Source organism: Sutcliffiella rhizosphaerae (genome assembly GCF_917563925.1).
GTDB lineage: Bacteria > Bacillota > Bacilli > Bacillales > Bacillaceae_I > Sutcliffiella_A > Sutcliffiella_A rhizosphaerae.
In genome coordinates this window covers 1-22,850 of the sequence record NZ_CAKJTJ010000036.1, presented here as the reverse complement: position 1 = coordinate 22,850, position 22,850 = coordinate 1, and the positions used below count along the sequence as shown (strand labels likewise).

Here is a 22,850-nt window from a genome sequence, read left to right as displayed (position 1 = left end):
AGATTTGGAATGTGCTATAAAAGTTATACTTTTTTACCATGGATTTAAACATTGGAGGAAAAACGTGAATAGAAAAGAAGATATTTTAAATGCTTGGATTACGATAGAGCAGCTGTCAGAGGGTTCTATTAATAAAAAAGATAAATCATTAAAGACTATAAAAAGAATGGAAGAGGAGTGGGATAAGTTTTTCTCAGACTTTTTAACTCAACAAAAAAGACTACATAGTTTATCAGATAAGTCTTTTAAGAAGTCGGGGTTGGTATTATATTTTGACATTTTTAATTTTCAAGAGATTGTTGATATATTGAGAGTTAAATATAATATTGCGAAAACATATGAAGAAATTAGTAACTTAGACAAATTCACTCTTTCTCTATATTTTGATAATGAATTAAATTTCATACCAGACAAATTGTTCTATACGATGAGTGGTTATATACGTCAACACGGTGATTTACCTAAAGATTTTATGAAAATAGAAGACGCATTTAGAGAAGAGATGAACAGGAAGTTTGATGAAGATTTTAATACTACAATTTCTGAACTTATACAAAAGTATAATGTTTCAAAAGATAATTTTTGTTATGCATTTGTGAAGAATTTGGATAATGCAGATGTGAGTCTCCACTCGTTCTTTATTGAAGATTTGAACAATGCAAAGACAAAAACTAATAATAATTTAAATCGATATTTTGATGGCTTTTCTGGAAAGAGGAAAAATCTAGATAGCAATAAAGATTCCGCTCATTTTAACTCAGATATTTTGGAAACAATTTTACAACCTAAATATTATCCCTTGGGACGTTTCCCAAGTAATCCTGATTATGCGCTATCATTTATGCAACAGGTTGCGGTAAACCTAGCTTTAAATGATAAAAATCGTATTCGTAGTGTTAATGGACCGCCGGGAACAGGGAAAACAACACTACTGAAAGATATTTTTGCTGATTTAGTAGTCCAACAGGCTGCTGAAATTTCACAGCTTAAAGATAAAAGAATACAAGGTAGTCTAGTTTATTGGCAAAGTGCTAAACTTGGTGTTTTACCTTTTACCATTTCAGACAAGAATATTGTTGTTGCTAGTTCAAACAATGGGGCAGTTCAAAACATTGTTAAAGAGTTACCTAAAAAAGGAGAGATTGCTAAAGATTTTCAAACCAAACTATTAGAAGTGAATTATTTCAAAGATATATCTAATTCTAAACTAACAGGTGAAGGTTTTGGTAAGACTCGTGAGATTATAAGTGAGCTTTTAAATGAGGAAAATTGGGGTGCCTTCTCGTTGGAAGGCGGAGCGTCAACAAACATTAGTAAGCTACTTTTAAACATTGAAGCAATCGAAAGAGATTTAGAAGTAAACTATCAATCGAACTCAGATGTGTATCAGGAATTCTTGCGTCTTTATAATGAATTAAAAACTGAAAAAGATAAAATCCAAAAGTATAAAGTGAAAATGTACTCTCTTCAAAAATTAAAAAATAAGCATTCCAAGCAATCTGTTGTTTTTAAAGAAGAAGAAAAGAAGTTGCGAATAAATTTAATAGCACTTGAAAAAGAAGCAGAAGATAAAATTAAAAAGTTGGAACACAAAAGTGAAAATTTGCAAAAAGAATTATTGAATGCTTCCAATGAACTCGAAAAATTAAATAATGAACAAGCTCAGGCTGAAAGGAATTATCATGTAGTTTTTTCACAAAAACCAAGTTTCTTATGGTTTCAGAAAATATTTAATAAATCAAAGGTTGATAAGTATTTCAAGACCCTTAACAATGCGAATGGTCATTTAAATCATCTCTCTCAACAGAAAATCAAAGTCTTAGATGACCGTCTGCATTCAGAAATGGGGTTAAAGGAAAATGCAACAAAAAGAGACAATGCTCATAAACAAATTCAGGACACTAAAACTGAATTTGAAAGATGGATTGTTAATCAACAAAAAGAGTTTAATAAATTGGAGAAAGAAATTGCGAAATTGGAAAAACTCAAATTTCAAAGTGACATAAAGGAACTTGATTTTTCATTATCATATGATGACCTTCAAAAGTCTAATCCGTGGTTTTCAAAACAGTTCCGTATTTTACAATCAGAATTATTTATTTCAGCAATAAAAGTTAGAAAGCAATTCCTGTATGAAAACAGAAGGAATTTAAAAGCTGCAAGGATTATTTGGAATAAACAGTCTGAATACATTGGAAAAGTGAATGGACATCAGCTAATTTCAGAATCATGGCAATGGCTGAATTTTGCTATACCTGTTATCAGCACTACTTTTGCTAGCTTTGGTCGAATGTTTAAAAATATGCAAGAAAATTCAATAGGGAATCTATTCATAGATGAGGCTGGTCAGGCACTACCACAAGCTAGTGTTGGAGCAATATTTAGAAGTAAAAAGGTTATGGTTGTTGGGGATCCATCACAAATAAAACCAGTATTGACGTTAGATTCAAATGTTTTAACGCTAATAGGGAGGCACTACAAAGTCGATGAAAAATTTGTTTCTGCTGATGCGTCAACTCAAACAATTGTGGATGCTGCTAGTCAATATGGTTTTCAAAAAAATGATGATGAATGGATTGGGATACCACTTTGGGTACACAGACGTTCGAACTATCCAATGTTTACGATTTCAAATGAAATATCTTATGATGGGTTGATGGTTCAAGGTAAAAGCGGAGATGAATCACAAGGAAAATCAGAATGGTGTGATACAACGGGAAAAGCAATTGATAAATTTGTTAAAGAGCAAGCTGACTTATTGAAAAAGCTGATTAAAAACCGTTTAGCGGAAAACACAGGCTTAGCAGACCAGATTTATGTTATATCACCATTTAGGAATGTGGCCTATAAACTTGCGCGTGTTTTAGATGAAATTAACTTCACAAAACGAGAAAATGGCAAAGCAACAAATATCGGTACTGTCCATACTTTTCAAGGGAAAGAAGCAAAAATTGTCTATTTTGTTCTTGGAGCGGACTCTACTAGCAAAGGTGCAGCAAGATGGGCTGTTTCCGATCCAAACATGATGAATGTCGCATCTACACGCGCTAAAGAAGAATTTTATGTTATCGGTGACAAAAAATTGTATGCATCACTTGGTAGTGAAGTGGCAAATAAAACGATTTCGATAATTGAGAACTATAATAGTATATAAATTAGAAGTCAGGATATGACGAGATTATATGAACAGCACATCCTAATAAAGAAATCATCTCAAATAAGGATTATAAGAATGTACCTAACATATTAGCGTAGATGCTACACTATAATAAATATTAATAACGAAAATAACTTCTAAGCGAGATTTGGAGAACTACTCTGAAAGCAAAAATTGAAGAATTTCATTAAACACATTCCAAATGGTTTTAGTTGCATAAAAAAGAGATTAGCTCAAATGTGGCTAATCCCTTTTTTTTAAATGGAAAAGCTAGAGCCAATGATAAATAACCATCACCGCCCCTAGCCTTAAAAACTCTCTAAACAGAACTCCCCACATTTACCTCTGAATCATTCTCTTTCTTAGCCTTCATATAATTCAACGCATATATCACAATAATAATCCCAATCCCAATAAGGCTAGAAATTATTTCTGGAATAATGGCCATAATAGAAGCTGCTCCAAGGATGATTCGATTGATAACTCCTAAGTTGGTTTTAATATACCCTTCAACTGCAGCACTGATGGCTACAACCGCTATGGTCGAGATAACTAAAATGGTTGCAATGTCTGTGACGGAGGCAAAGGCGAACTCAGTTGCATTTGCTGGCAGTCCGGTTGTATCAATTAATAGCATAGCGTGGTCGTAAACAAAGATGAATGGAACTAAGAATCCTGCAATAGATAGTCTTAGTGAGATGATACTTGTTCGCATTGGATCTCCATTGGCCAGTCCTGATGCCGCAAAGGATGCTAGGGCTACTGGTGGTGTGATGTTAGCGAAGATACCAAAGTAGAATACAAATAAGTGTGCGACTAGAATTGGTACATCAAACATTGCTAGAGCTGGTGCTGCCATTGTTGCTGTAATAATATATGCTGGGATGGAAGGCAAGCCCATTCCAAGTACTAATGAAGCAAACATCGTTAAGATTAATGTTAAGAGTAGGGAACCTTGACCAAGACTTGTGATAGCTGAGGTTAAGGTTGCACCGAAGCCCGTTAGGTTAACGACTCCAATGACAATCCCAACGACACCACAGGCAATGATTGTTGATAGGGATTGTTTGGTTCCAGTTTCTAATGCTTGAATGATATCTTTTGGGTACATTCTTGTATGCTTTCGCATCCAAGATACACCGATTGCTATTAAGATCGTGTAGAAAGCGGCATAGGAAACAGGTACGCCGGCAAAAAGCATGGCGATTAAACTAATGAGCGGAATCATTAAATGCCAGCCCTGCTTCATTACTTTTTTCACTTCTGGAAGGTCTGCTTTCGGTAAACCTCTTAGGTTAGAGCGTCCTGCACGGTAATGCACTTGCATGATACTTGTTATAAAGAAGAGAAATGCTGGAATGATGGCGGAAAGTGCGATCGTTCCATAGGATATTCCCGTTGTTTCGGCCATGATGAAGGCGCTGGCTCCCATAATTGGCGGGAGTATTTGTCCACCAATGGAGGAACTGGCTTCGACGGCTCCTGAGAAGTTTTTGTCGTACCCTATTTTTTTCATGAGTGGGATGGTAAAAGCACCAGTACTTACCACATTTCCTACAGCAGTCCCGTTAACAGAACCCATGAAGGCGCTTGAAAGTACAGCAACCTTTGCCGGTCCACCTTGTTTATGGCCAGCTAAAGCAAGTGCTAAATCGTTAAAGAATTTCCCCATTCCTGATTTTGCGAGGAAGGCCCCAAACAAAATGAATAGGAAGATAAATTGAACGGAGGCGCCGATCGCTGTTGAAAATAGCCCTTCCGTTTTCGTATACATTTGCCCAAATATATCAGCTAAGTCAAATGGTCTCGTTAGAAGCATTCTTGGCAGCCAGGCTTGATGACTGAAGAAAGGATACAGTAAGAATATAAATGCTAGTATAGGCAGTATCCAACCTGTTACCCTTCGTGCTGCTTCAAAGACTAATATCACCGTTAGAATGGCTACTAGAACATCGGTCGTACTAGCAATTCCACCACGGGTTGAGACAATATCTTGGTACACATTATATAAATAAACAAAAGAGCCAATGCTCAGTGCAAATAAAATCCAATCATAAAACGGCACCTTCGTACGGTCCTGCTTTTTAAAGGTAGGATAAAGTAAAAACACCAATGCCATCGCAAATGTTAAGTGGAAGCTCCGTTGTAATAGAGTGGGAAGTGGATTAAATGTGATATAAAAATGGAATAGGGCATAGCCAATCGTTAACAGGCTAAAGAATATAACAAGCCATTTGTTGTTCCACTTTCTTGTATTTGCATCGGTATCATACTTTTCCAGCACCTTTTGCACCTGTTCATCAGGTATTTCAACATCGGCAATGGCGGTTGGCTCAATTTTTTGTTTTTTCAAAGGAACTCCCCCCTTATATATGTCCAAATTGGTATTTTACTAGATTTAATGATGACCGATTCGTACTGATCGAAATAATCGTATAGCGGTATTTGGCGGTCATCGAAAAACAGGGTCGTTTGTACAGATTTAGAGATAGTTAGATTTAATTCTTCATGTTCCATCTGCAGCTCCATGGTAATGAACCCATCTTTAGTGGTTGTTTCTATTCCCTGATAAGGAGTTCCAGCCCCAAAGGTTTTAAAACGAGTCTCTGTTAGAATGATTTTTTCATGATACCTCTCGTAATGTTCAAACCATTCCTCTTTTTCAATGGAATGAATCCAACCAAGCACAAACTGTTCCTCTTTGATAAAAAAAGAAGTATCTTCTCCTATTATTTCAATAATAGGGAGGCGATAAAAAAGAAGAGGGAGCGCAAAGAGGAAGGCACTCCCAATCCAAATTTTCGTTCTTTTATTGTTCATTGAAGTATTTTTCGGCACCAGGATGTAATGGTGCAATAAGACCTTCTTGTGCATGTTCGAGCGAAATGTCAGAAGCTGCTTGGTGAGAGTTAGCTAATGTATCTAGACTCTCAAAGAATAATTTTGTTAGCTTATAAACATCATCATCACTTAAGCTGCTACGTACGACAAGTGCATTTGGAACGGCAGCAGTTGGAATAGGTTCATCGTTGTCATAAGTTCCTGCTGGGATTTCAAGGGACGTAAAGTATGGATGCTCTTCCACAATAGCTTCCACATGTTCTGGAAGCACTTTTACGATATTAATGTTTAACGTCTCCGATAATTCCAACACAGAAGCATTTGGTAGACCACTTGTTAAGAAAGCTGCATCAATTCTACCTGAATTTAAGCCATCTGCTGCCTCCGCATAGCCAAGATAATCTACTTGTACATCTTCATACGAAATTCCGTTTCCATTTAAAAGGGCACGGGCATTGAGTTCAACTCCCGATCCTTGGTCACCAACAGCAATACGCTTCCCTTTTAAATCTTCCAGGGTTTCAATATTAGCGTCAGCTCGTGCTACAATTTGAACCACATTTGGGTACAGGTTAGCAATCTGTGAAATCCCTTCGATTGGTTCTGAGAAACTAGCTTCACCGTTTAAAGCTTGACTCAATGCGTCACTCATAACAAAAGCCATTTCTACTTTATTATCTTTCAACAAGTTTAAGTTTTCTGCAGATGCGCCTGTTGTTTGAGTACGTGAGTTTACATCAAATGTGGAAGAATACTTGTCCGCAAGTGTGGAACCAATAATGTTGTATGGACCAGAAGCCCCTCCTGTCGCAATCGTGACAATATGCGCTTCTAATCCATCTTCACTCGCTTCATTAGATCCAGTAGCGCCGCCACAGGCCGTAAGAATAAGAACTAGTAGACTTATAATTAGTAATATTTTCTTCATAATGCCCCCCTACTTAGAATTTTCACATTTTATAAAGCGTTTCCATTATATTTCTCGTATAATATTTTGTCAATTGCATTTATTTACATTATTCTGATTTTTTAACTGGTGGGCTACTCTCTGACTCCCCCTTTGTAATGTAGGTACTTATGGAAATGTTCTATACATATTCTTATAAAAGAAAAAAAAATATAAGGAGGGTCAGCTGATGAAAAATGTAAAAGTCAGATTGGAGCCGATTGTAAGTAAAATAAATTTACCCACTGTCTTGAAAACAAATATCCTTCCAGGGGACTCCGTGGAGCGGTTATTTATTGCAACCCAGGTAGGAGAGATTTTTCATATAGGAAACGGAGTGGTTAGGACTTTTTTAGATATTCGGAATCGAGTCATAGAACTAGGTGCTTCTAGTGGGGGATATGATGAACGGGGATTGCTCGGGTTAGCGTTTCATCTCAATTTTTATTATAACGGTCTGTTTTATCTTCATTATTCAGTAGCCGGAACACAAGGTCCAGGTGCCGGTTCTAAAGATTTTAAACCTGACCCGTGTGACCCTGAAACGTTAAACCAAAGGTGGGTGAATAGGGAAACGCAATATGATCATATTGATACAGTGGAAGAATGGGTTTTACAATCAAATGGTAAACCTCAAAAACGACGGACATTACTTAACTTAAGAAGACCGTTTTTCAATCATAATGGCGTCAATAGTTTAAATTTTTCGCCTGAGACAGGAAAATTGGTGTTAACAACCGGAGATGGTGGGTCAAGCTATGATCCATTTAACATAAGTCAAAATAATTTGGAGATAGCAGGTAAAATAATTGAAATAGATGTAAGTAAGAACACATCTCTCCAAAATCCGCCCATTGTCACTCGTTTTGATGAACTTCCCCCAACTATTCAGGATACGCTCACAATAATGGCCAAGGGTGTTCGCAATATACCAGGCATTTCCTTTCAAAGGTTTAATCAGCAATATATTAAATATGCAGGAAATGTCGGGCAGGATATGGTCGAATCCATTTATTCTTTCGCTCATTATAATCCCATACCAGTTACACAACTTGTGCAAGCTTCGAATCAAAATGGATTTATTAACTTTGGCTGGCGGGGATGGGAAGGTGCTTTTCCTACGTCGACCATCAATGAATGTACGAATAATTCGTCATTGGATAAGAAAACTATTGCTTATTACAATGAAGCAGTTGCACTTTCAGGGAGTCGTCTTCCGCCTTTAACTAGCTATTTTCATAAGGATCCCAGACCTGATAAGTTTGGAGGAACTGCGCTAACAGGGGTTCAGCCATATATGGGGAATAAAATCGAGGGGTTATCAGGAAATGTTGTGTTTACCGATCTTGCCCGGAGAGGATCACAATCTCAAGTTAAAGGGGTTTTAGCTTATACCAGTATAAGACCAGATGGAAAACAAAATGATTTTAGTGTCATTCAAACCGATTATGATTTTGGATCTCAATCCGCCTATTATGTTACATTGGGAACAAATCTGAATCAAAACAGGTTATATTTAGGAGTTTATGGCTCCATGAAAGTGGCTGATTTTAACAAAGGAACTGTTTTTGAAATCGTACAGTGAATAGATAAAATATAAAAACCAAGGGAGCAATCGGGTTCCTTTGGTTTATTTGTTTTTACTACGTATTAAATCAAACGAAATAAGAAAAACTTTTTATACTTACCAACTTTAAGGAGGCCTCTATGAAGGTATCGGACGTTATCGTAAAATGCTTGGAAAATGAAGGTGTAGAATATGTATTTGGGATCGTAGGCAAAGAGATTCTGGATCTAGCAGATTCGTTATCAAAATCTGAAAAAATTCAATTCGTAAATGTGAGGCATGAACAAGGTGCTGCCTTTATGGCGGATGTTTATGGAAGACTGTCCAATAAAGCGGGAGTATGTTTATCCACCTTAGGTCCAGGGGCTACAAACCTTTTAACTGGAGTTGCTAGTGCACAGCTCGACCATTCCCCGTTGGTAGCATTAATTGGACAAGCAGGTGTAGAGCGGCATCATAAGGAATCCCACCAATATTTAGATATTGTGAAATTATTTGAACCAGTCACAAAGTGGTGTACACAAGCCAAGGATGCACAGACTGTACCTGCTATCATTCGAAAAGCGTTCAGAATGGCTATGATGGAAAAATGGGGAGCGGTAGCAATTGCGTTACCAGAGAATTTTTCCTCTCAAACGATTCCTAATAAGCCATTGCCAGTAAATCCGTTACCTGAGAGTGTCCCTGTCAGGGAAGCTATCAACGTTGCCATTACTCTGATTAATAACAGTACAAGACCATTTATCCTTTTAGGAAATGGAGTTATGAGACAACATGCAATCCCGGAGATTCAAGCCTTTATTAATACCCTTCAAGCTCCTGTTACCCACAGTTTTATGGCAAAAGGTGTATTAAATAAAGAACATCCGTGTAATTATTTCACGTTCGGATTTAGTGAGAAGGATGAGGTTATACCTGGTATAAATGAGGCTGATCTATTAATAGTTATCGGATTTGACTTTGTAGAAAAGCTGCCAAAGGATTGGAACCAAACGAAGATCCCAGTTTTACATATGGATGCATTACCAGCAGAAACTAATGATTACTATCCTGTTGAGAGTGAACTGGTTGGGAACATAAAGAAAACATTTCAATTGCTAAATAAATGTGAATTATCGGCCAAGCCCTGGGAACCTGCCGGGAATCTAAAGGAAAAATTATTAACTGCATATAAAATAAATAAAAATCAAGAAAAACCAGCTAATCTACCATTATCCATTGAAAATTTGCTTCACTGTATAGAAGATGTCACAGCAGAAAATAGCATTGTTATCTCAGATGTCGGAGCCCATAAAGTTTCCATTGCCCGAACGTTTCAGCCCAAAAAAGCGAATAGGCTAATCATTTCAAATGGTTTGGCTTCCATGGGGATTGCTATTCCAGGTGCAGTCGGGGCGAAACTTGCTTGTCCGAACGAACCGGTCATCTGCATTACCGGAGATGGTGGGGCGTTAATGAATGTTGCTGAAATAGAGACGGCTGCAAGGCTGGGTCTTTCTTTTATTATCATTGTTTTAAATGACTCCGTGTTAAAGCTTGAACAACAGCAAATGGACAAATTATTTGGAGAAAGCTATGGTGTGACCTTTCAGAACCCCGATTTTACTCAATTAGCTGATGCCTTTGGGATAGTAGGAATGCAGGCTAAGACTATAACGGAATTTCAGACTGTTCTACAAAAGTCCCAGCAAAACTCAGATAAAATAGTCTTAATCGAGGCTTTCTTACAAAATTGAGCTAAGAATTTTAGCGAATAATTGACTTTATTCTTTTAAAAATAGTTAAAGCTATTTCAACCCATAACCAGCTATATAGGAAAGTAAATAAAAAGATTCCTCCAATTGTAAGAAATGAAAAGGAATTAGATACCGCTGGACCTAAAACGGGGAAGCGAAAAATATAAAGTAGACTTATAATTCCTAGCATTAAAAACATTGCACCAGAAAAAATCATGCTTAATCTTTTCTTAAAGAAGTAAAAGGCTGCTCCTATCCCAAGTCCCAACAAACCGGTTGTAAAAGGAAATATGATGAGTTCCGTTGGCTCTAACACGAATAACAACATAATGGTTAGAACGTAAGACATGACTCCAAAGGGAATGGACAGCATGGTACATAACAAAATAGGTGAAGTGGCAAGCGGGCTTACAAAATACCCTACACCTGGTAAAAAACCACCAGCAGACTGGAGAATAGCAGCAATACAGGAAAAAATAGATACTAAAATGATCTTCATCGTTTTTGGATGTTTTTTGAATGTTATTTGAGCTAAACGGACCTCTTCAGAAATAGGTTTTAAAAAATACACCATTCCACCTCATTCTAAATGATTTAGATGATACATTGTATTTACGACCTATATTAGGTGGAACTTTTATTAAGAATGTATTAATTCCTCGTTTATGGAATGGTTGAGATAGTTCACTGTTAGGCCAGAATCAAAAATTATTTTCTATCCAAAATGAAAAACGTTGATAAGCTCGTATTAATTCTAATAATGTAATCCGTTACATAAAATCAACATGTATAATATATAAATAAATCAATTATTCAAAATAATTAGATATTTCGATTGACAGAATAATTGGTATATATTACTATTTAAATGTAATCGTTTTCATTGTTGTGGTAAATGTAATTATAGAAAGTAGGAAAGCAAAATGGCAAACATACAGCAGGTGGCTAAACAAGCGGGAGTTTCTGTTGCAACAGTATCGAGAGTTTTAAACGGTCAAAATATCGTATCTTCTAAAACAAGGGTGAAAGTAGAAGATGCTATTAAAAAATTAAATTATGAACCTAGTATGTTAGGGAGAAATCTAAGAAATTCTGAAAGTCGGCTTCTTTTAATTTTAATCCCAACTATCTCCAATCCATTTTATTTAGAAATTATTCAAGGGATTGAAACGTTTGCGATTAGTCAAAATTATAATATTCTCTTGTGCGAAACCGATTCGGACCCAATGAAAGAGAATATTTACTTCGATTTAGTTAGAAAAAAGATGGCAGATGGCATTATTTCGATGGATCCTGCTGTTAATGTAGAAACACTGAAAACGCTCGCCGAAAAATATGCAATTATACAATGTAGTGAATATGAAGAAAATAGCGGGATTCCTTATGTAACAATTGATAATGAGGAGGCATCCTATCGGGCAGTCAAGCATCTTATTCAAATAGGCCACAAAAAAATAGCCTTAATGAATTCGGATGAAAAATATTTATATGCGCGACAACGAATAAAGGGTTATAAACGAGCTTTAGAAGAGAATGGGATCATTATTAATAATGAATATATCATTCATACTGAGCATGTAGGATTTGAGAATGGCCAGCAGGCAATGAAAAAGATATTGAAAATACAGGATCGGCCGACTGCAGTATTCGCTGTATCTGACCTTTTAGCTATCGGCGCACTCAAAGAAATAAATACTAATGGACTGCATGTACCCAATGATATAGCGATAGTTGGGTTTGATAAAATTGATTTTTCAAATATGACAAATCCTACTCTCACCACCGTTGCCCAACCGATGTATAAGATGGGGACCGTTGCAGCGAAAATGTTAATCGATAAGATTAGAGGGGAACACGTTGAGAGTATTATATTAGATCATGAATTACTAATACGTGAGTCGACATCAGGATAATACAGCTAAGACCAGCGCTCTGCTATTAAAGAGATTAATAGGTTAATAGTAGATCGCTGGCCTTAGATGTGAATGTAAACGATTACAATACATATCGGAGGAGCTTTTAAAAAAACAAAGGGGTGAAGGTTTTGAAGAAATTACTAATCTTAATTATGTCTTTAGTAGCGATGTTTGGCTTGGCGGCATGCAGCAGCGATTCAGGGAGTTCCAATGGTGGAAAAGACGATAATACGCTCAAAATCGGTATTTCTTTACCAGCTGCCACACACGGTTGGATGGGTGCTTTAATTGATAGTGCGGAAAAGCAAGCAAAGGAACTTAAAGAGAGTGATGGTATTGAATATGTCATAACTAATGCTGCTGATCCTAACAAACAAGCGAACGACGTTGATGATTTAATAGCTCAAGGTGTTGATGTGATCGTTATGCTTCCAATTGAGTCCGCTGCACTATCTCCTGTAGGGCAAAAAATTAAAGATGCAGGTATTCCATTAGTCATTGTTGACCGTGAGCTTGAAAATGATGCAGCTACTGTAGTTGTAAAAGGGGACAACGAAGGTATCGGTGTAAATGCTGGTAAATACTTCGTGGAAAAGTTGAATGGAAAAGGTAAAGTGGTTGAAATCACTGGACCGCCAAGTTCTGTTACAGAACAACGTGGAGCAGGCTTTAAAGTAGCAATGGAAAGTTCAGACATTGAAGTTATCGCTTCACAAAGTGGAGATTTCTCAACTGAAAAATCATTAGAAGTTATGCAAAATATTTTACAAGCACATCCTGAAATTGACGCAGTGTTCACTCAGGATGATGGAATGGCTCTAGGTGTCCTGCAAGCTATTAAAGAAGCTGGCCGTGAAGATATTCAATTCGTAACTGGCGCTGGTGGCGGAAAGGCCGTGTTTGAAGACATTAAAGCAGACGGGTTAGTTTCTGCAACATTCTTGTACTCTCCAACCATGGTTGCAGATGCCGTTCAAATTGCCGCGGATATTGCAAAAGGAAATGATCCAGCAGAAACAATGATTGTAAAAGAAGCCACTCAAATTACGAAAGATAATGTTGATGAATTCTATGATCCAGAATCAAAATTCTAAATAGTCTATAGGAGATACAATAGTTGTTTTACGGTTATTGTATCTTCTTTTTTCCTATGGCATTTTTCTAAAAGATTGTTGCTAGTAACCCGTAAAATAGTCCTTTTATTTGAGGGAAAGAGCACGACTGTAACGTATTTTACGAGTTCCTTAAACAATTCGCAAATGTGACAAAGTTTGCGAAAACAGCCTTTCCTATAAAGGAGTGATCATAAGAACATGTCTACAAGTCCTTTAATGACAATGAACCATATTGATAAATCTTTTAACGGAGTACCTGTATTAAAAAAGGTTACTCTAAATGTCGCACAGGGGGAGATTCATGCTCTCTTAGGTGAAAATGGTGCTGGTAAATCTACTTTGATGAACATTTTAGGTGGCGTTCACCAACCTGATCATGGCTCCATTCACATTAATGGTATGGAAGTCAAAATGACGAATCCAAAAGTATCACAGGAGCAGGGGATCAGCTTTATCCATCAAGAACTTAACGTAGTTTCTGATCTTAGTGTATATGAGAATATGTTTTTAGGTTCAGAACTAAGGAATAAATTTGGATTCTTAAAAGTAGAAGAGATGTGCCGACAAACTAATGAAATATTAGCAAAGCTTGGCGTGGATATCAATCCGAAGGAATATGTCAGAAATCTAGAAACCTCCTATAAACAATTAATTGAAATATCAAAGGCATTACTACATAAATCTAAACTGATTATTATGGATGAACCAACTACCTCATTAGCGGAACATGAAGTCAAACGATTATTTGAATTGATGAAGAACTTAAAGGAATCAGGAGTGTCCTTTATTTATATCTCTCATAAGTTACAGGAAATCAAGGAAATTTGCGACCGTTATACAATTTTGCGTGATGGAGAACGTGTAGGGACTGGAAGTATAGAAACGGAAGATTTAGAAACGATTACTAAGCTGATGGTTGGTAAATCCATTTCGCAAGAACGATTAGTCCAAAAACAATTGTTTGGTCCAGCAGTACTGGAAGTGAATAATTTATCAAGTCAAGGCCTATATGAAAATATTAACTTCACTCTCAGAAAAGGTGAAATATTAGGCTTTACTGGCTTAGCTGGTGATGGCAGAACAGAACTTTTTGAAAGCTTATTTGGTTATCGAAAAAAATACACAGGCGAGATTAAAATTAATAACAGGCTAGTAAAAATAGATCATCCACGAAAAGCATTAGAAGCGGGGCTAGGACTTGTTCCTAAGGATCGAAAAGAAAATGCCATTATCAAAGATTTAAGCGTTATTCATAATCTGAGTTTATCTTCTATTGGGCATTTTGAAAAAAACGGTTTAATACAAGATAAATTGGAAGAGGAAAAATTCCAATATTACAAGGAAAAGTTGAATATTAAAGTACACAATCCACGCATTACCATCGACAAGTTAAGTGGTGGAAATCAACAGAAAGTCATTATTGCAAAATGGCTTGAAGTTAATACCGACATTATTATTTTTGATAATCCAACGCAAGGAATTGATGTTGGAGCGAAACAAGAGATTTATCATCAAATTGTTTCGTTAGCCGAACAAGGAAAAGCCGTTATTATATTATCCTCGGAGGCACCAGAAGTACTTAAGGTTTGCCATCAGATATATGTGATGTATCAAGGAGAAATTACAGCACGCTTTAAGGGAGAAGAAGTATCAGAAGATGAAATTATGAGTTATGCAACTGGCTCAAAAAGGGAGGCCGAAAAAATTGGCTAATATCATGAAAGAACCAAATCCGCAAACTTCAACTACAAAAAATCGCCTCTCTTGGCTATGGTCCGATTATAGCGTTATTATTGCCTTCTTAATTATTTTTATTGCAGCATCGATTCTGAGTCCAAGATTTTTAGATATTAACAACCAACTGAATATACTAATGCAAGTTTCGATTATCGGGATTGTGGCGTTAGGTATGACCGTTGTAATGCTATCAGGGGGTATCGACTTATCAGTAGGTTCTGTGCTCGTTTTTGTCGGTGTCATTTCTGTTTTAGCTTTAAATGCAACTGGCAGCATTTTGATTGCGATATTAACTGCATTGATAGTTGGTTCCTTCGCAGGGTTTTTAAATGGATTAATGGTTGCGAAAGGGAAAATTGCCTCATTTATTGCTACTTTAGGGATGATGGCGGCCGCTCGTTCCATTGCCTTATATATTGCTGAAGGTGGAAGTATCTCAGGGGAAGTTGCTGGCTTTACTGCCATTGCGAATAGTGACTTATGGATTTTTGATTTTCCAGTCATTATTTTCTTTGTAATGACAGCACTTGTATATATTTTAATGCATAAGACTCGCTTTGGACGTTACGTATATGCCCTGGGTAGTAATGAAAAAGCCGCACTTCTTTCAGCCATTCGTGTCGACAGAGTGAAAATTGCTGTATATAGTTTAGCAGGCTTACTAGTGAGTGTTGCGGCTATTATAGAGACATCTCGATTGAACTCTATTTCTTCATCTAGCTCAGGGGTTCAATACGAACTAGATGCGATTGCAGCGGTTATCATTGGTGGTACAAGAATGACAGGTGGCCGCGGTAAGATTATCGGTACATTCTTTGGTGTGCTAATATTAGGTATTTTAAATAACATGATGAACTTAATGAATGTTTCTCCACACCTCCAAGGATTTGTTAAGGGATTAATTATCATTATTGCAGTAGTATTCCAAAAGAGAGAGTAGGAGTGAATCCTTTGGGTATAAAAGTAGGAATTATTGGTTGTGGTTCCATCACCAAATTACGCCATGCACCAGAATATAAAGCAAATCCATATGTGGATGATATTGTTTTTTTCGATCGGAATTTAGAACGGGCAACTGATCTCGCAGAACATTTCGGTGGCAGTGTTACTCAAACTGTTGAAGAGTTACTAGCGGATCCAACGATTGATGTAATCAGTGATTGCTCATCTAACGAGTATCATCATATCTTTTCTACAAAAGCCTTGCTGAGCAATAAGCACGTTTTATGTGAAAAACCGATTTCTTTAACGATTGAACATGCGAAGGAAATTGTCGAAGCTCAAGAGAAATCCGGAAAAAAATTAATGGTAGATCATAACCAGCGATTTACTCGTGCCCATCAAAAGGCGAAAGAAATTATTAAAAATGAAGAGCTTGGAAAAGTACTTACCTTTCGAACAACATTCGGACACTCAGGGCCGGAGCAATGGGGTGTCAATAAATCAAACTCAACATGGTTCTTTAAAAAGGAACGCTCAGGGCTTGGTGTGGCTGGAGATTTAGGAATTCATAAAATTGATTTAATACATTACTTATTGGATGACGAAATCGAACAGGTTAGTGCTTTTCAAGGAGCGCTTGATAAAATTAATGATCATGGCGAACCTATTGAAGTATGCGATAATATCGTTTGTAGTTTAAAAACGAAAAAAGGTCGTTTAGGTACAGCTTCCTTTTCTTGGACCTATTATGGAGAAGAAGACAATAGTACGATAATCTATTGTGAAAACGGTATTTTGAAAATCTATCATTGTGATCAATACCAATTAGAAGTGTTAACAAAAGATGGAGAGAAAGTACATTACCAACTTGAAAGTATCCAAACTAATGATAACCAGACGAACAGTGGTGTAATTGATGCCTTTATTGATTGTGTACGTCTCGACCATGCTCCACTTGTAACAGGGGAAGACGCAATATCTTCACTAAAAGTCATTTTAGGAATAATAGAAGCAGCAGAAAAAAATAGTGTTGTTACGATATAATTAGAGTCTCTCCATAAAGAAAAATTCTAATGGGGAGAAATATGGACTCTATTATCACTTCTGGCCAGTTGATTGAAGGTATGACCAAAAAAGAATTACCCATTCATATAGATGGTAATTCTTTTTATAAATGTTTAGCTATTACTTTCTTGCATTTTTCTAACGTTATCTGAGTGGAATGGAGAATCAGCAGGTTCATCAACTACACTAAATAGATTTCCATCCAAGTCATAGAAATCGAAAAATTTCATTCCTTCAAAATCGTGGATCTCGCTAGTAGCTATTTCATTGGATTTAAAATGTTGATGAGCAGTTTCAATATCATCGACGACAAAATTATAATAAGTATTTTTTTTATTACTCTTTGTGGTAAACTCAGTGGGCTGTGGGGATTCCACTTTTACCAAGGCTAATTGTGTGGACCCTGTTGGAAAATAAAATCCAACCCCATTTTCCCAACTATCAATTTTCCTTACGCCAAGAAATGTTTCATACCAATCTGTTGATTTTTCAATGTTTGTAACTGGAACAAATATAGTACCTACTTTAAACATATTTCTCCTCCTTCAAATAAAATTCTTCCTTATAACGGTAAAATGAACATAAAAGTTACACGTATCATAAAATTTATTAAAAAAGGTGTTAAAACATGGTTATTGAAGATTTAGAGTTAGAGATTCATAAACTTTATAAATATTGCTTAAAGCTGTCAGGTTCTCCCTGGACTGCAGAGGATCTTGTACAAGAAACGATGCTAAAGGTTTTTAAGATGAAGAATTCCCAACCGGAAAAAGAGATGACCTTTTCCTATTTATGCACGGTCGCGAAACACCATTTTATCGATGAAAAAAGGAAACAAAGAGAAAGTATTCATTTTAATGAAGACCTTTACGGAGAAGAGTACGATTCTACCGAATACTATGGTTTAATTGAACTTCTACTTACCAGCTTACCTTTGAAACAGTCTATGCTGATTACCTTAAAGGATGTATTTGGTTACACTTCACAAGAAATAGCCTCCATGTTAAGAGTAAGTAATGAATCTATTAAAACAGCACTTCATCGTTCTAGAATGAAATTAAAATCAGTCCATGATTTAGAAAGGGACAATCTCATTCCTAATCATGAGATTATTATAGCACTTTCAAAGGCAATCCAAGAAGCGAAGCCGATGCAACTATTTTATTATTATCGACTATTAGAAGCACAACAATTTAAAATAAAAAGATCTGCTAATTCCGTATTCCATGTCATCGACCCCGATGGAAATATTATCGAAATAATAGCCTAGTACTTGAACAATGGGAAAAATAACGTGTGTCCGTACCGAAGATCAACAGATAAATGCTATTTTATAAATAAATTAGGTTAGTCAACAGTCTGTAAGTCCCTTAAAGGACTTGCTTTTTATATTCCAAAGGTGTTACAACTTTGGAAGAAGGTAACGGAAATAATGAATAAGAGAGGTGAAAGGATGAGAGAGATTTCGATATTAATTGCAGATGATGATGAGGAAATAGCTGAGCTGATTGGCATTCACTTAGAAAAGGAAGGATATCGGGTTGTGAAGGTATCGGATGGACAAGAGGCTGTTAATATGGTCGAGACCAAATCGTTTGATTTGCTGATTTTGGATATTATGATGCCGAAAATGGATGGCTATGAAGTAACACGACGTGTTCGGGAACAAAACAATATGCCTATTATCTTTTTGAGTGCTAAAACATCAGATTTTGATAAAGTGCAAGGATTGGTCATTGGCGCAGATGATTATATTACTAAACCATTCACCCCAATAGAATTGGTTGCTCGTGTAAATGCTCAGCTTCGACGATTTATGAAGCTAAATCATTCAAAACCAAATATAAATAGTAAAACAAGTCTGGAATATGGCGGCTTGGTGATTTCTTCTGAACAACGTACGGTTACTCTGTATGATCAGAGCATTGAGCTGACACCAAAAGAGTTTAATATACTATATTTACTAGCAAGTCATCCTAAAAAGGTTTATAGCGTGGAAAACATATTTCAACAGGTTTGGGGAGAAGCATACTTTGAAGGTGCCAATACTGTTATGGTTCATATCCGTACGCTTCGAAAAAAACTGGAACAGGATAAACGGAAGGAAAAATGGATCAAAACAGTATGGGGGGTAGGGTATACGTTTAATGGTTAACTTTATGCGCAGTTTTCGTTCAAAGATGGTGTTATTATTTGTTTTAAGTATGTCACTGTCAGGTATTATCACGTTTTTACTTTTAAGGGGACTCCAATATTATTATCACACCTCCGTCCGTTATGAGGATTCTTTGTCTCAGCTTCGGTTAGTTATAGGAAGACTAGGAGACTTTAATGTCTTTTTTGTCGTATTTATACTCTTTTCTTTTCTCTTTTTCTATTTCTTAACCAAGCCATATACTACTTATTTTAAGGAGATTTCTAATGGCATTCATTACCTTGCTAGAGGGGACTTTAAACACACGGTACATATCCAATCAAATGACGAGTTTAAAGATATTGCGCAAGACATAAATCTTGCAAGTGAAAAATTGAAGGAAGCGATTCAACGCGGCGATTTTTCAGAAAGTAGCAAGGATCAACTAGTAGTAAATCTGGCACATGATTTACGTACTCCCCTTACCTCTGTTTTAGGCTATATAAACTTGATTCTAAAGGATGAGAGTTTATCTAAAGAACAAACCACCCATTATTTAAACATTGCCTTTACTAAGTCGCAGCGCTTAGAGAGATTGATAGATGAATTATTCGAAATAACTAGAATGAACTATGGTATGCTACCTGTTGAAAAAAAGGAAATTAATTTAACGGACCTGCTAAATCAATTAAAGGAAGAGCTATATCCTATTTTAGAGAATAATCACATGAAAACACGGATAAATTGTCAGCCGCGCTTAGCCATATTAGGTGACGGAGATTTGCTCGCACGTGTTTTTGAAAACCTTCTGACCAATGCTATACGTTATGGATATGATGGTCAGTTTGTCGATATAAACGGATTTATAGAGGAGGATGAAGTAGTAGTTCAGGTAGTGAATTACGGAGATAGTATTCCTCCTGATGAACTCCCGCATCTCTTTGATATGTTCTACACTGGAGACAAGGCCCGAACTCATCAGGAAGGAGGGACTGGGCTTGGTTTATTCATTGCAAAGAATATAGTCGAGCAGCATAATGGATCCATTTCTGCAGATAGTAATGTTATACGTACGATATTTGAAGTTCGTTTACCGCATGAAAAAGTGTAACATCTCATTATGGAATTTAAGAAAAATTTAAACTTTACCCTATTCTTTATTTAAAAAGTTTTTCCTATTCTTTAATCAGTTGCAAATTAGGAGGAAACGGTAAAATGAAGAAGTGGGGTATTTTTTTGTTTTTGGGAGTATGTTTGTTTTTTACCTTTTCTTATATTTCAAAAGGTAATGAAAACAAAGTGGAGATTATAACGTTTGAGCTAGAAAAGGATATGCAAGAAAACTCCAATGCTATTCTTCGAAAGCTTGAAATAACAAAAGAACAAATCTATCAAGGGAATCTGTTGTTGGTTAACAATGAATATCCGGTTTATCCGGAAAGTATTCCGTCAGACATGATTAATTTATCTCAACATAATGACTATACACAAGGATACGCTTTATTAGGTAATGACATTTACCTATCAGAGGAGATTACCCAAAATCTTGCTAAGCTTATTACAGCTGTGAGAGAAGATGGTCTTCATAATTTTGCAATCACAAGCGGCTTTCGTAGCTTTGATGAACAAAATGTCCTCTATCAACAAATGGGTTCTGACTATGCATTACCAGCAGGTTATAGTGAACATAATTTGGGGTTAGCACTTGATGTAGGATCTACCCAAATGAAAATGGAAAATGCCCCAGAGGGAAAGTGGATAGAAAAGAATGCATGGAAATTTGGCTTTATTTTACGCTATCCAAAGGATAAAACAAATATAACAGGCATTCAATATGAACCTTGGCATATTCGTTATGTCGGTCTGCCACACAGTTTGATTATGCAAGAGAAAAACTTAGTTTTAGAAGAGTATGTAGATTACCTAAAGCAGGAAAAAAAGATAACAGCCAAAATTGATGGTGAACAATATACTATCACTTATTACCCAGTAACAGAAAGTATACAGATTGAGATACCTGAGGATAAACATTATGAGATATCTGGTGATAACATTGGTGGTATCATTTTAACCGTGTACGAATGAGATGTTTCCATGTGTCCAAGTGTATACGCTTCACATCGTTAAAGAAAGAAAGTACAATAATGGTTGCAGTATATAAAGAAAAACATTACATATGGAAAAGAGGGAAAGACCATGGGACAAATCATTAAAGGAAAAACAGCCCTAATTACTGGAAGCGGGAAAGGGATTGGAAAAGCTACAGCAATCGCTCTTGCAAACGAAGGTGTGAATATTGGGCTTTTGGCCAGAACAGAAGCTGATTTACAGAGTGTGCTGGCAGAAATTGAACCAACTGGAGTGAAAATAGCGTATGCTACAGCTGACGTCTCTTCACTAGAGCAAGTGGAAAAGGCAGTCGAATCACTTACTAACGAAATAGGTTCATTTGATATTCTTATTAACAATGCGGGCATCGGGAAATTCGGCGGTTTCCTTGAGCTTTCCCCCGAAGAGTGGAAAGCTATCATTGATGTGAATCTAATGGGAACCTACTATGTTACTAGAGCAGTTCTCCCTCAGCTTATTGAAAAGAATGGTGGGGATATCATCAATATTTCCTCCACTGCTGGACAAAAGGGTGCTCCTCTCACAAGTGCGTATAGCTCCTCTAAATTTGGTGTACTTGGCTTAACCGAGTCACTTGCACTCGAAGTTCGAAAGCATAACATTCGTGTAACCGCATTAACTCCAAGTACTGTGGCTACGGAACTTGCGATTGAAGCAAAGCTAACAGACGGTAACCCAGAAAAGGTAATGCAGCCGGAAGACTTAGCTGAATTTATCGTTTCTCAGCTAAAGCTTCATCCTCGTGCATTTATTAAATCAGCAGGATTGTGGTCTACAAATCCTTAAAATAAGAAAGCTAGAAACGCAAACCATGTTATGGTTGTTGTTTCTAGCTTTTCCCGTTTTATTAAGTGTGTGTCCTAATTGGTGATTTAAAACTTTTTCTTATGATCCATTCAAAAAGAATATAGATAGGAATTATAAAAATGAAACTAACCAAATTCATGAGGGGCAAGAGTAAATCCATCATAAGCAGTGTCGAAGTACGGGAAGCAATAAAGCTAATCCCAAGGATTCCCATTGCTAAAAATATGTTCACCATGAAGTACTTCTGTAAAATACTCTTCTCTACTTTCCGCTTGAAAAAGTAGAAGATACTCATCAAAATAAACAAAAAGGCAAAAAGCAATTCAAGTCTCTCCGACCAGTTTCCAAGCTGGGAAATCGTTGCAACATCTTCTGTAGTTAATACACTTTCTGAAAGCCAAGCTTCCGACAAACTCCTCCTATAGTTCAGAATTAAAACAAATCCACCATATATGAACACCATTAAAATCAAATAAGTGTATAACGAAATGCGAATGAATTTATCTTTTATATCTAACCTAATCTTCATAGGACAAACCTCTTTTCAATAGGCATTAAATTATGGAAATGAATGTAAGTATCCTTTTTATATTTTAACAATTCTGAATATATGTGTAAATGGAATGTACAAAAAATAAAAGAGGCTGGGACAAAACTAAAGAACACAAACAAAAAGACGAACAATATAATGGCCGACAATAAATACCGCTATTGATTTCCGTGCAAGACTTCGCTTTCCGCGGGTGACCCGCGAGCC

General features: G+C 36.4%; 19 protein-coding genes. 13 read left to right on the top strand and 6 right to left on the bottom strand.

What is annotated here, in order from left to right:
- The first annotated feature begins 64 nt into the window (after positions 1-64).
- Positions 65-3,154 carry an AAA domain-containing protein gene (locus tag LRP81_RS19670; protein ID WP_230504331.1) on the top strand — a complete coding sequence of 1,030 codons (3,090 nt, stop codon included), beginning with the start codon at positions 65-67 and terminating at the stop codon, positions 3,152-3,154.
- Between the two features lie 322 nt (positions 3,155-3,476).
- Here the strand turns inward: LRP81_RS19670 and LRP81_RS19665 are convergent, their stop codons facing one another.
- From LRP81_RS19665 to LRP81_RS19655, 3 genes are read right to left on the bottom strand one after another with little or no spacing between them, the layout of a single operon-like run.
- Positions 3,477-5,510, bottom strand: coding sequence for a TRAP transporter permease (locus LRP81_RS19665; RefSeq protein ID WP_230504329.1), 2,034 nt, complete (start codon positions 5,508-5,510; stop codon positions 3,477-3,479).
- The gene (locus tag LRP81_RS19660) at positions 5,507-5,977 is read right to left on the bottom strand and encodes a DUF1850 domain-containing protein (RefSeq protein WP_230504327.1); all 471 of its coding nucleotides are present in this window, start codon (positions 5,975-5,977) and stop codon (positions 5,507-5,509) included. The genes LRP81_RS19665 and LRP81_RS19660 overlap by 4 nt, the downstream gene beginning before the upstream one ends.
- On the bottom strand, positions 5,967-6,926 hold the full coding sequence (locus LRP81_RS19655) for a TAXI family TRAP transporter solute-binding subunit (protein ID WP_230504325.1): 960 nt from the start codon (positions 6,924-6,926) through the stop codon (positions 5,967-5,969). The genes LRP81_RS19660 and LRP81_RS19655 overlap by 11 nt, the downstream gene beginning before the upstream one ends.
- 208 nt (positions 6,927-7,134) lie before the next feature.
- On the opposite strand from LRP81_RS19655, the gene LRP81_RS19650 reads away from it, so the two are divergent.
- Positions 7,135-8,529: a PQQ-dependent sugar dehydrogenase gene (locus LRP81_RS19650; protein WP_230504323.1), complete on the top strand. Its 1,395-nt coding sequence runs from the start codon at positions 7,135-7,137 to the stop codon at positions 8,527-8,529.
- 122 nt (positions 8,530-8,651) lie between these two features.
- The gene (locus LRP81_RS19645; protein WP_230504321.1) at positions 8,652-10,247 is read left to right on the top strand and encodes an acetolactate synthase large subunit; all 1,596 of its coding nucleotides are present in this window, start codon (positions 8,652-8,654) and stop codon (positions 10,245-10,247) included.
- A gap of 10 nt (positions 10,248-10,257) precedes the next feature.
- Here the strand turns inward: LRP81_RS19645 and LRP81_RS19640 are convergent, their stop codons facing one another.
- The gene (locus tag LRP81_RS19640) at positions 10,258-10,818 is read right to left on the bottom strand and encodes a hypothetical protein (protein WP_230504319.1); all 561 of its coding nucleotides are present in this window, start codon (positions 10,816-10,818) and stop codon (positions 10,258-10,260) included.
- 352 nt (positions 10,819-11,170) lie between these two features.
- On the opposite strand from LRP81_RS19640, the gene LRP81_RS19635 reads away from it, so the two are divergent.
- The 5 genes from LRP81_RS19635 to LRP81_RS19615 all read left to right on the top strand — a co-directional run bounded on the left by LRP81_RS19635 (position 11,171) and on the right by LRP81_RS19615 (position 17,001).
- Complete coding sequence (locus LRP81_RS19635) at positions 11,171-12,160, top strand: LacI family DNA-binding transcriptional regulator (protein ID WP_230504317.1); 990 nt, start codon at positions 11,171-11,173, stop codon at positions 12,158-12,160.
- 131 nt (positions 12,161-12,291) lie between these two features.
- The gene (locus LRP81_RS19630) at positions 12,292-13,257 is read left to right on the top strand and encodes a substrate-binding domain-containing protein (protein WP_399208163.1); all 966 of its coding nucleotides are present in this window, start codon (positions 12,292-12,294) and stop codon (positions 13,255-13,257) included.
- Positions 13,258-13,494: 237 nt separating this feature from the next.
- The gene (locus tag LRP81_RS19625; RefSeq protein ID WP_230504312.1) at positions 13,495-14,991 is read left to right on the top strand and encodes a sugar ABC transporter ATP-binding protein; all 1,497 of its coding nucleotides are present in this window, start codon (positions 13,495-13,497) and stop codon (positions 14,989-14,991) included.
- Positions 14,984-15,955 (top strand): ABC transporter permease, encoded by a 972-nt coding sequence (locus LRP81_RS19620; RefSeq protein WP_230504309.1) that lies wholly within the window; start codon positions 14,984-14,986, stop codon positions 15,953-15,955. Before LRP81_RS19625 ends, LRP81_RS19620 begins: the two co-directional genes overlap by 8 nt.
- 11 nt (positions 15,956-15,966) lie before the next feature.
- Positions 15,967-17,001, top strand: coding sequence for a Gfo/Idh/MocA family protein (locus tag LRP81_RS19615; RefSeq protein ID WP_230504307.1), 1,035 nt, complete (start codon positions 15,967-15,969; stop codon positions 16,999-17,001).
- A gap of 134 nt (positions 17,002-17,135) precedes the next feature.
- On the opposite strand, the gene LRP81_RS19610 is transcribed toward LRP81_RS19615, so the two are convergent.
- Positions 17,136-17,555 carry a VOC family protein gene (locus LRP81_RS19610; protein ID WP_230504305.1) on the bottom strand — a complete coding sequence of 140 codons (420 nt, stop codon included), beginning with the start codon at positions 17,553-17,555 and terminating at the stop codon, positions 17,136-17,138.
- Between the two features lie 95 nt (positions 17,556-17,650).
- Between LRP81_RS19610 and LRP81_RS19605 the strand changes: the two genes are divergently transcribed.
- From LRP81_RS19605 to LRP81_RS19585, 5 genes are all read left to right on the top strand, one after another.
- Complete coding sequence (locus tag LRP81_RS19605; protein ID WP_230504303.1) at positions 17,651-18,292, top strand: RNA polymerase sigma factor; 642 nt, start codon at positions 17,651-17,653, stop codon at positions 18,290-18,292.
- Positions 18,293-18,475: 183 nt separating this feature from the next.
- On the top strand, positions 18,476-19,177 hold the full coding sequence (vanR, locus tag LRP81_RS19600) for a vancomycin resistance response regulator transcription factor, VanR-F/VanR-M family (RefSeq protein WP_230504301.1): 702 nt from the start codon (positions 18,476-18,478) through the stop codon (positions 19,175-19,177).
- Positions 19,170-20,267 carry a sensor histidine kinase gene (locus LRP81_RS19595; protein ID WP_230504299.1) on the top strand — a complete coding sequence of 366 codons (1,098 nt, stop codon included), beginning with the start codon at positions 19,170-19,172 and terminating at the stop codon, positions 20,265-20,267. Before vanR ends, LRP81_RS19595 begins: the two co-directional genes overlap by 8 nt.
- 104 nt (positions 20,268-20,371) lie before the next feature.
- On the top strand, positions 20,372-21,241 hold the full coding sequence (vanY, locus tag LRP81_RS19590) for a VanY-A/VanY-F/VanY-M family D-Ala-D-Ala carboxypeptidase (RefSeq protein WP_230504297.1): 870 nt from the start codon (positions 20,372-20,374) through the stop codon (positions 21,239-21,241).
- Between the two features lie 111 nt (positions 21,242-21,352).
- On the top strand, positions 21,353-22,072 hold the full coding sequence (locus tag LRP81_RS19585) for a 3-ketoacyl-ACP reductase (protein ID WP_230504295.1): 720 nt from the start codon (positions 21,353-21,355) through the stop codon (positions 22,070-22,072).
- A 61-nt stretch (positions 22,073-22,133) separates the two neighbouring features.
- On the opposite strand, the gene LRP81_RS19580 is transcribed toward LRP81_RS19585, so the two are convergent.
- Positions 22,134-22,622, bottom strand: coding sequence for a hypothetical protein (locus tag LRP81_RS19580; protein WP_230504294.1), 489 nt, complete (start codon positions 22,620-22,622; stop codon positions 22,134-22,136).
- Positions 22,623-22,850 lie beyond the last annotated feature (228 nt).

Coding starts and splice junctions, on each gene's coding strand:
- LRP81_RS19580 (WP_230504294.1), bottom strand. CDS start 22,622: ATGAAGATTAGGTTAGATATAAAAGATAAATTCATTCGCATTTCGTTA.
- LRP81_RS19595 (WP_230504299.1), top strand. CDS start 19,170: ATGGTTAACTTTATGCGCAGTTTTCGTTCAAAGATGGTGTTATTATTT.
- LRP81_RS19635 (WP_230504317.1), top strand. CDS start 11,171: ATGGCAAACATACAGCAGGTGGCTAAACAAGCGGGAGTTTCTGTTGCA.
- LRP81_RS19660 (WP_230504327.1), bottom strand. CDS start 5,977: ATGAACAATAAAAGAACGAAAATTTGGATTGGGAGTGCCTTCCTCTTT.
- LRP81_RS19585 (WP_230504295.1), top strand. CDS start 21,353: ATGGGACAAATCATTAAAGGAAAAACAGCCCTAATTACTGGAAGCGGG.
- LRP81_RS19650 (WP_230504323.1), top strand. CDS start 7,135: ATGAAAAATGTAAAAGTCAGATTGGAGCCGATTGTAAGTAAAATAAAT.
- LRP81_RS19610 (WP_230504305.1), bottom strand. CDS start 17,555: ATGTTTAAAGTAGGTACTATATTTGTTCCAGTTACAAACATTGAAAAA.
- LRP81_RS19655 (WP_230504325.1), bottom strand. CDS start 6,926: ATGAAGAAAATATTACTAATTATAAGTCTACTAGTTCTTATTCTTACG.
- vanY (WP_230504297.1), top strand. CDS start 20,372: ATGAAGAAGTGGGGTATTTTTTTGTTTTTGGGAGTATGTTTGTTTTTT.
- LRP81_RS19645 (WP_230504321.1), top strand. CDS start 8,652: ATGAAGGTATCGGACGTTATCGTAAAATGCTTGGAAAATGAAGGTGTA.
- vanR (WP_230504301.1), top strand. CDS start 18,476: ATGAGAGAGATTTCGATATTAATTGCAGATGATGATGAGGAAATAGCT.
- LRP81_RS19625 (WP_230504312.1), top strand. CDS start 13,495: ATGACAATGAACCATATTGATAAATCTTTTAACGGAGTACCTGTATTA.
- LRP81_RS19605 (WP_230504303.1), top strand. CDS start 17,651: ATGGTTATTGAAGATTTAGAGTTAGAGATTCATAAACTTTATAAATAT.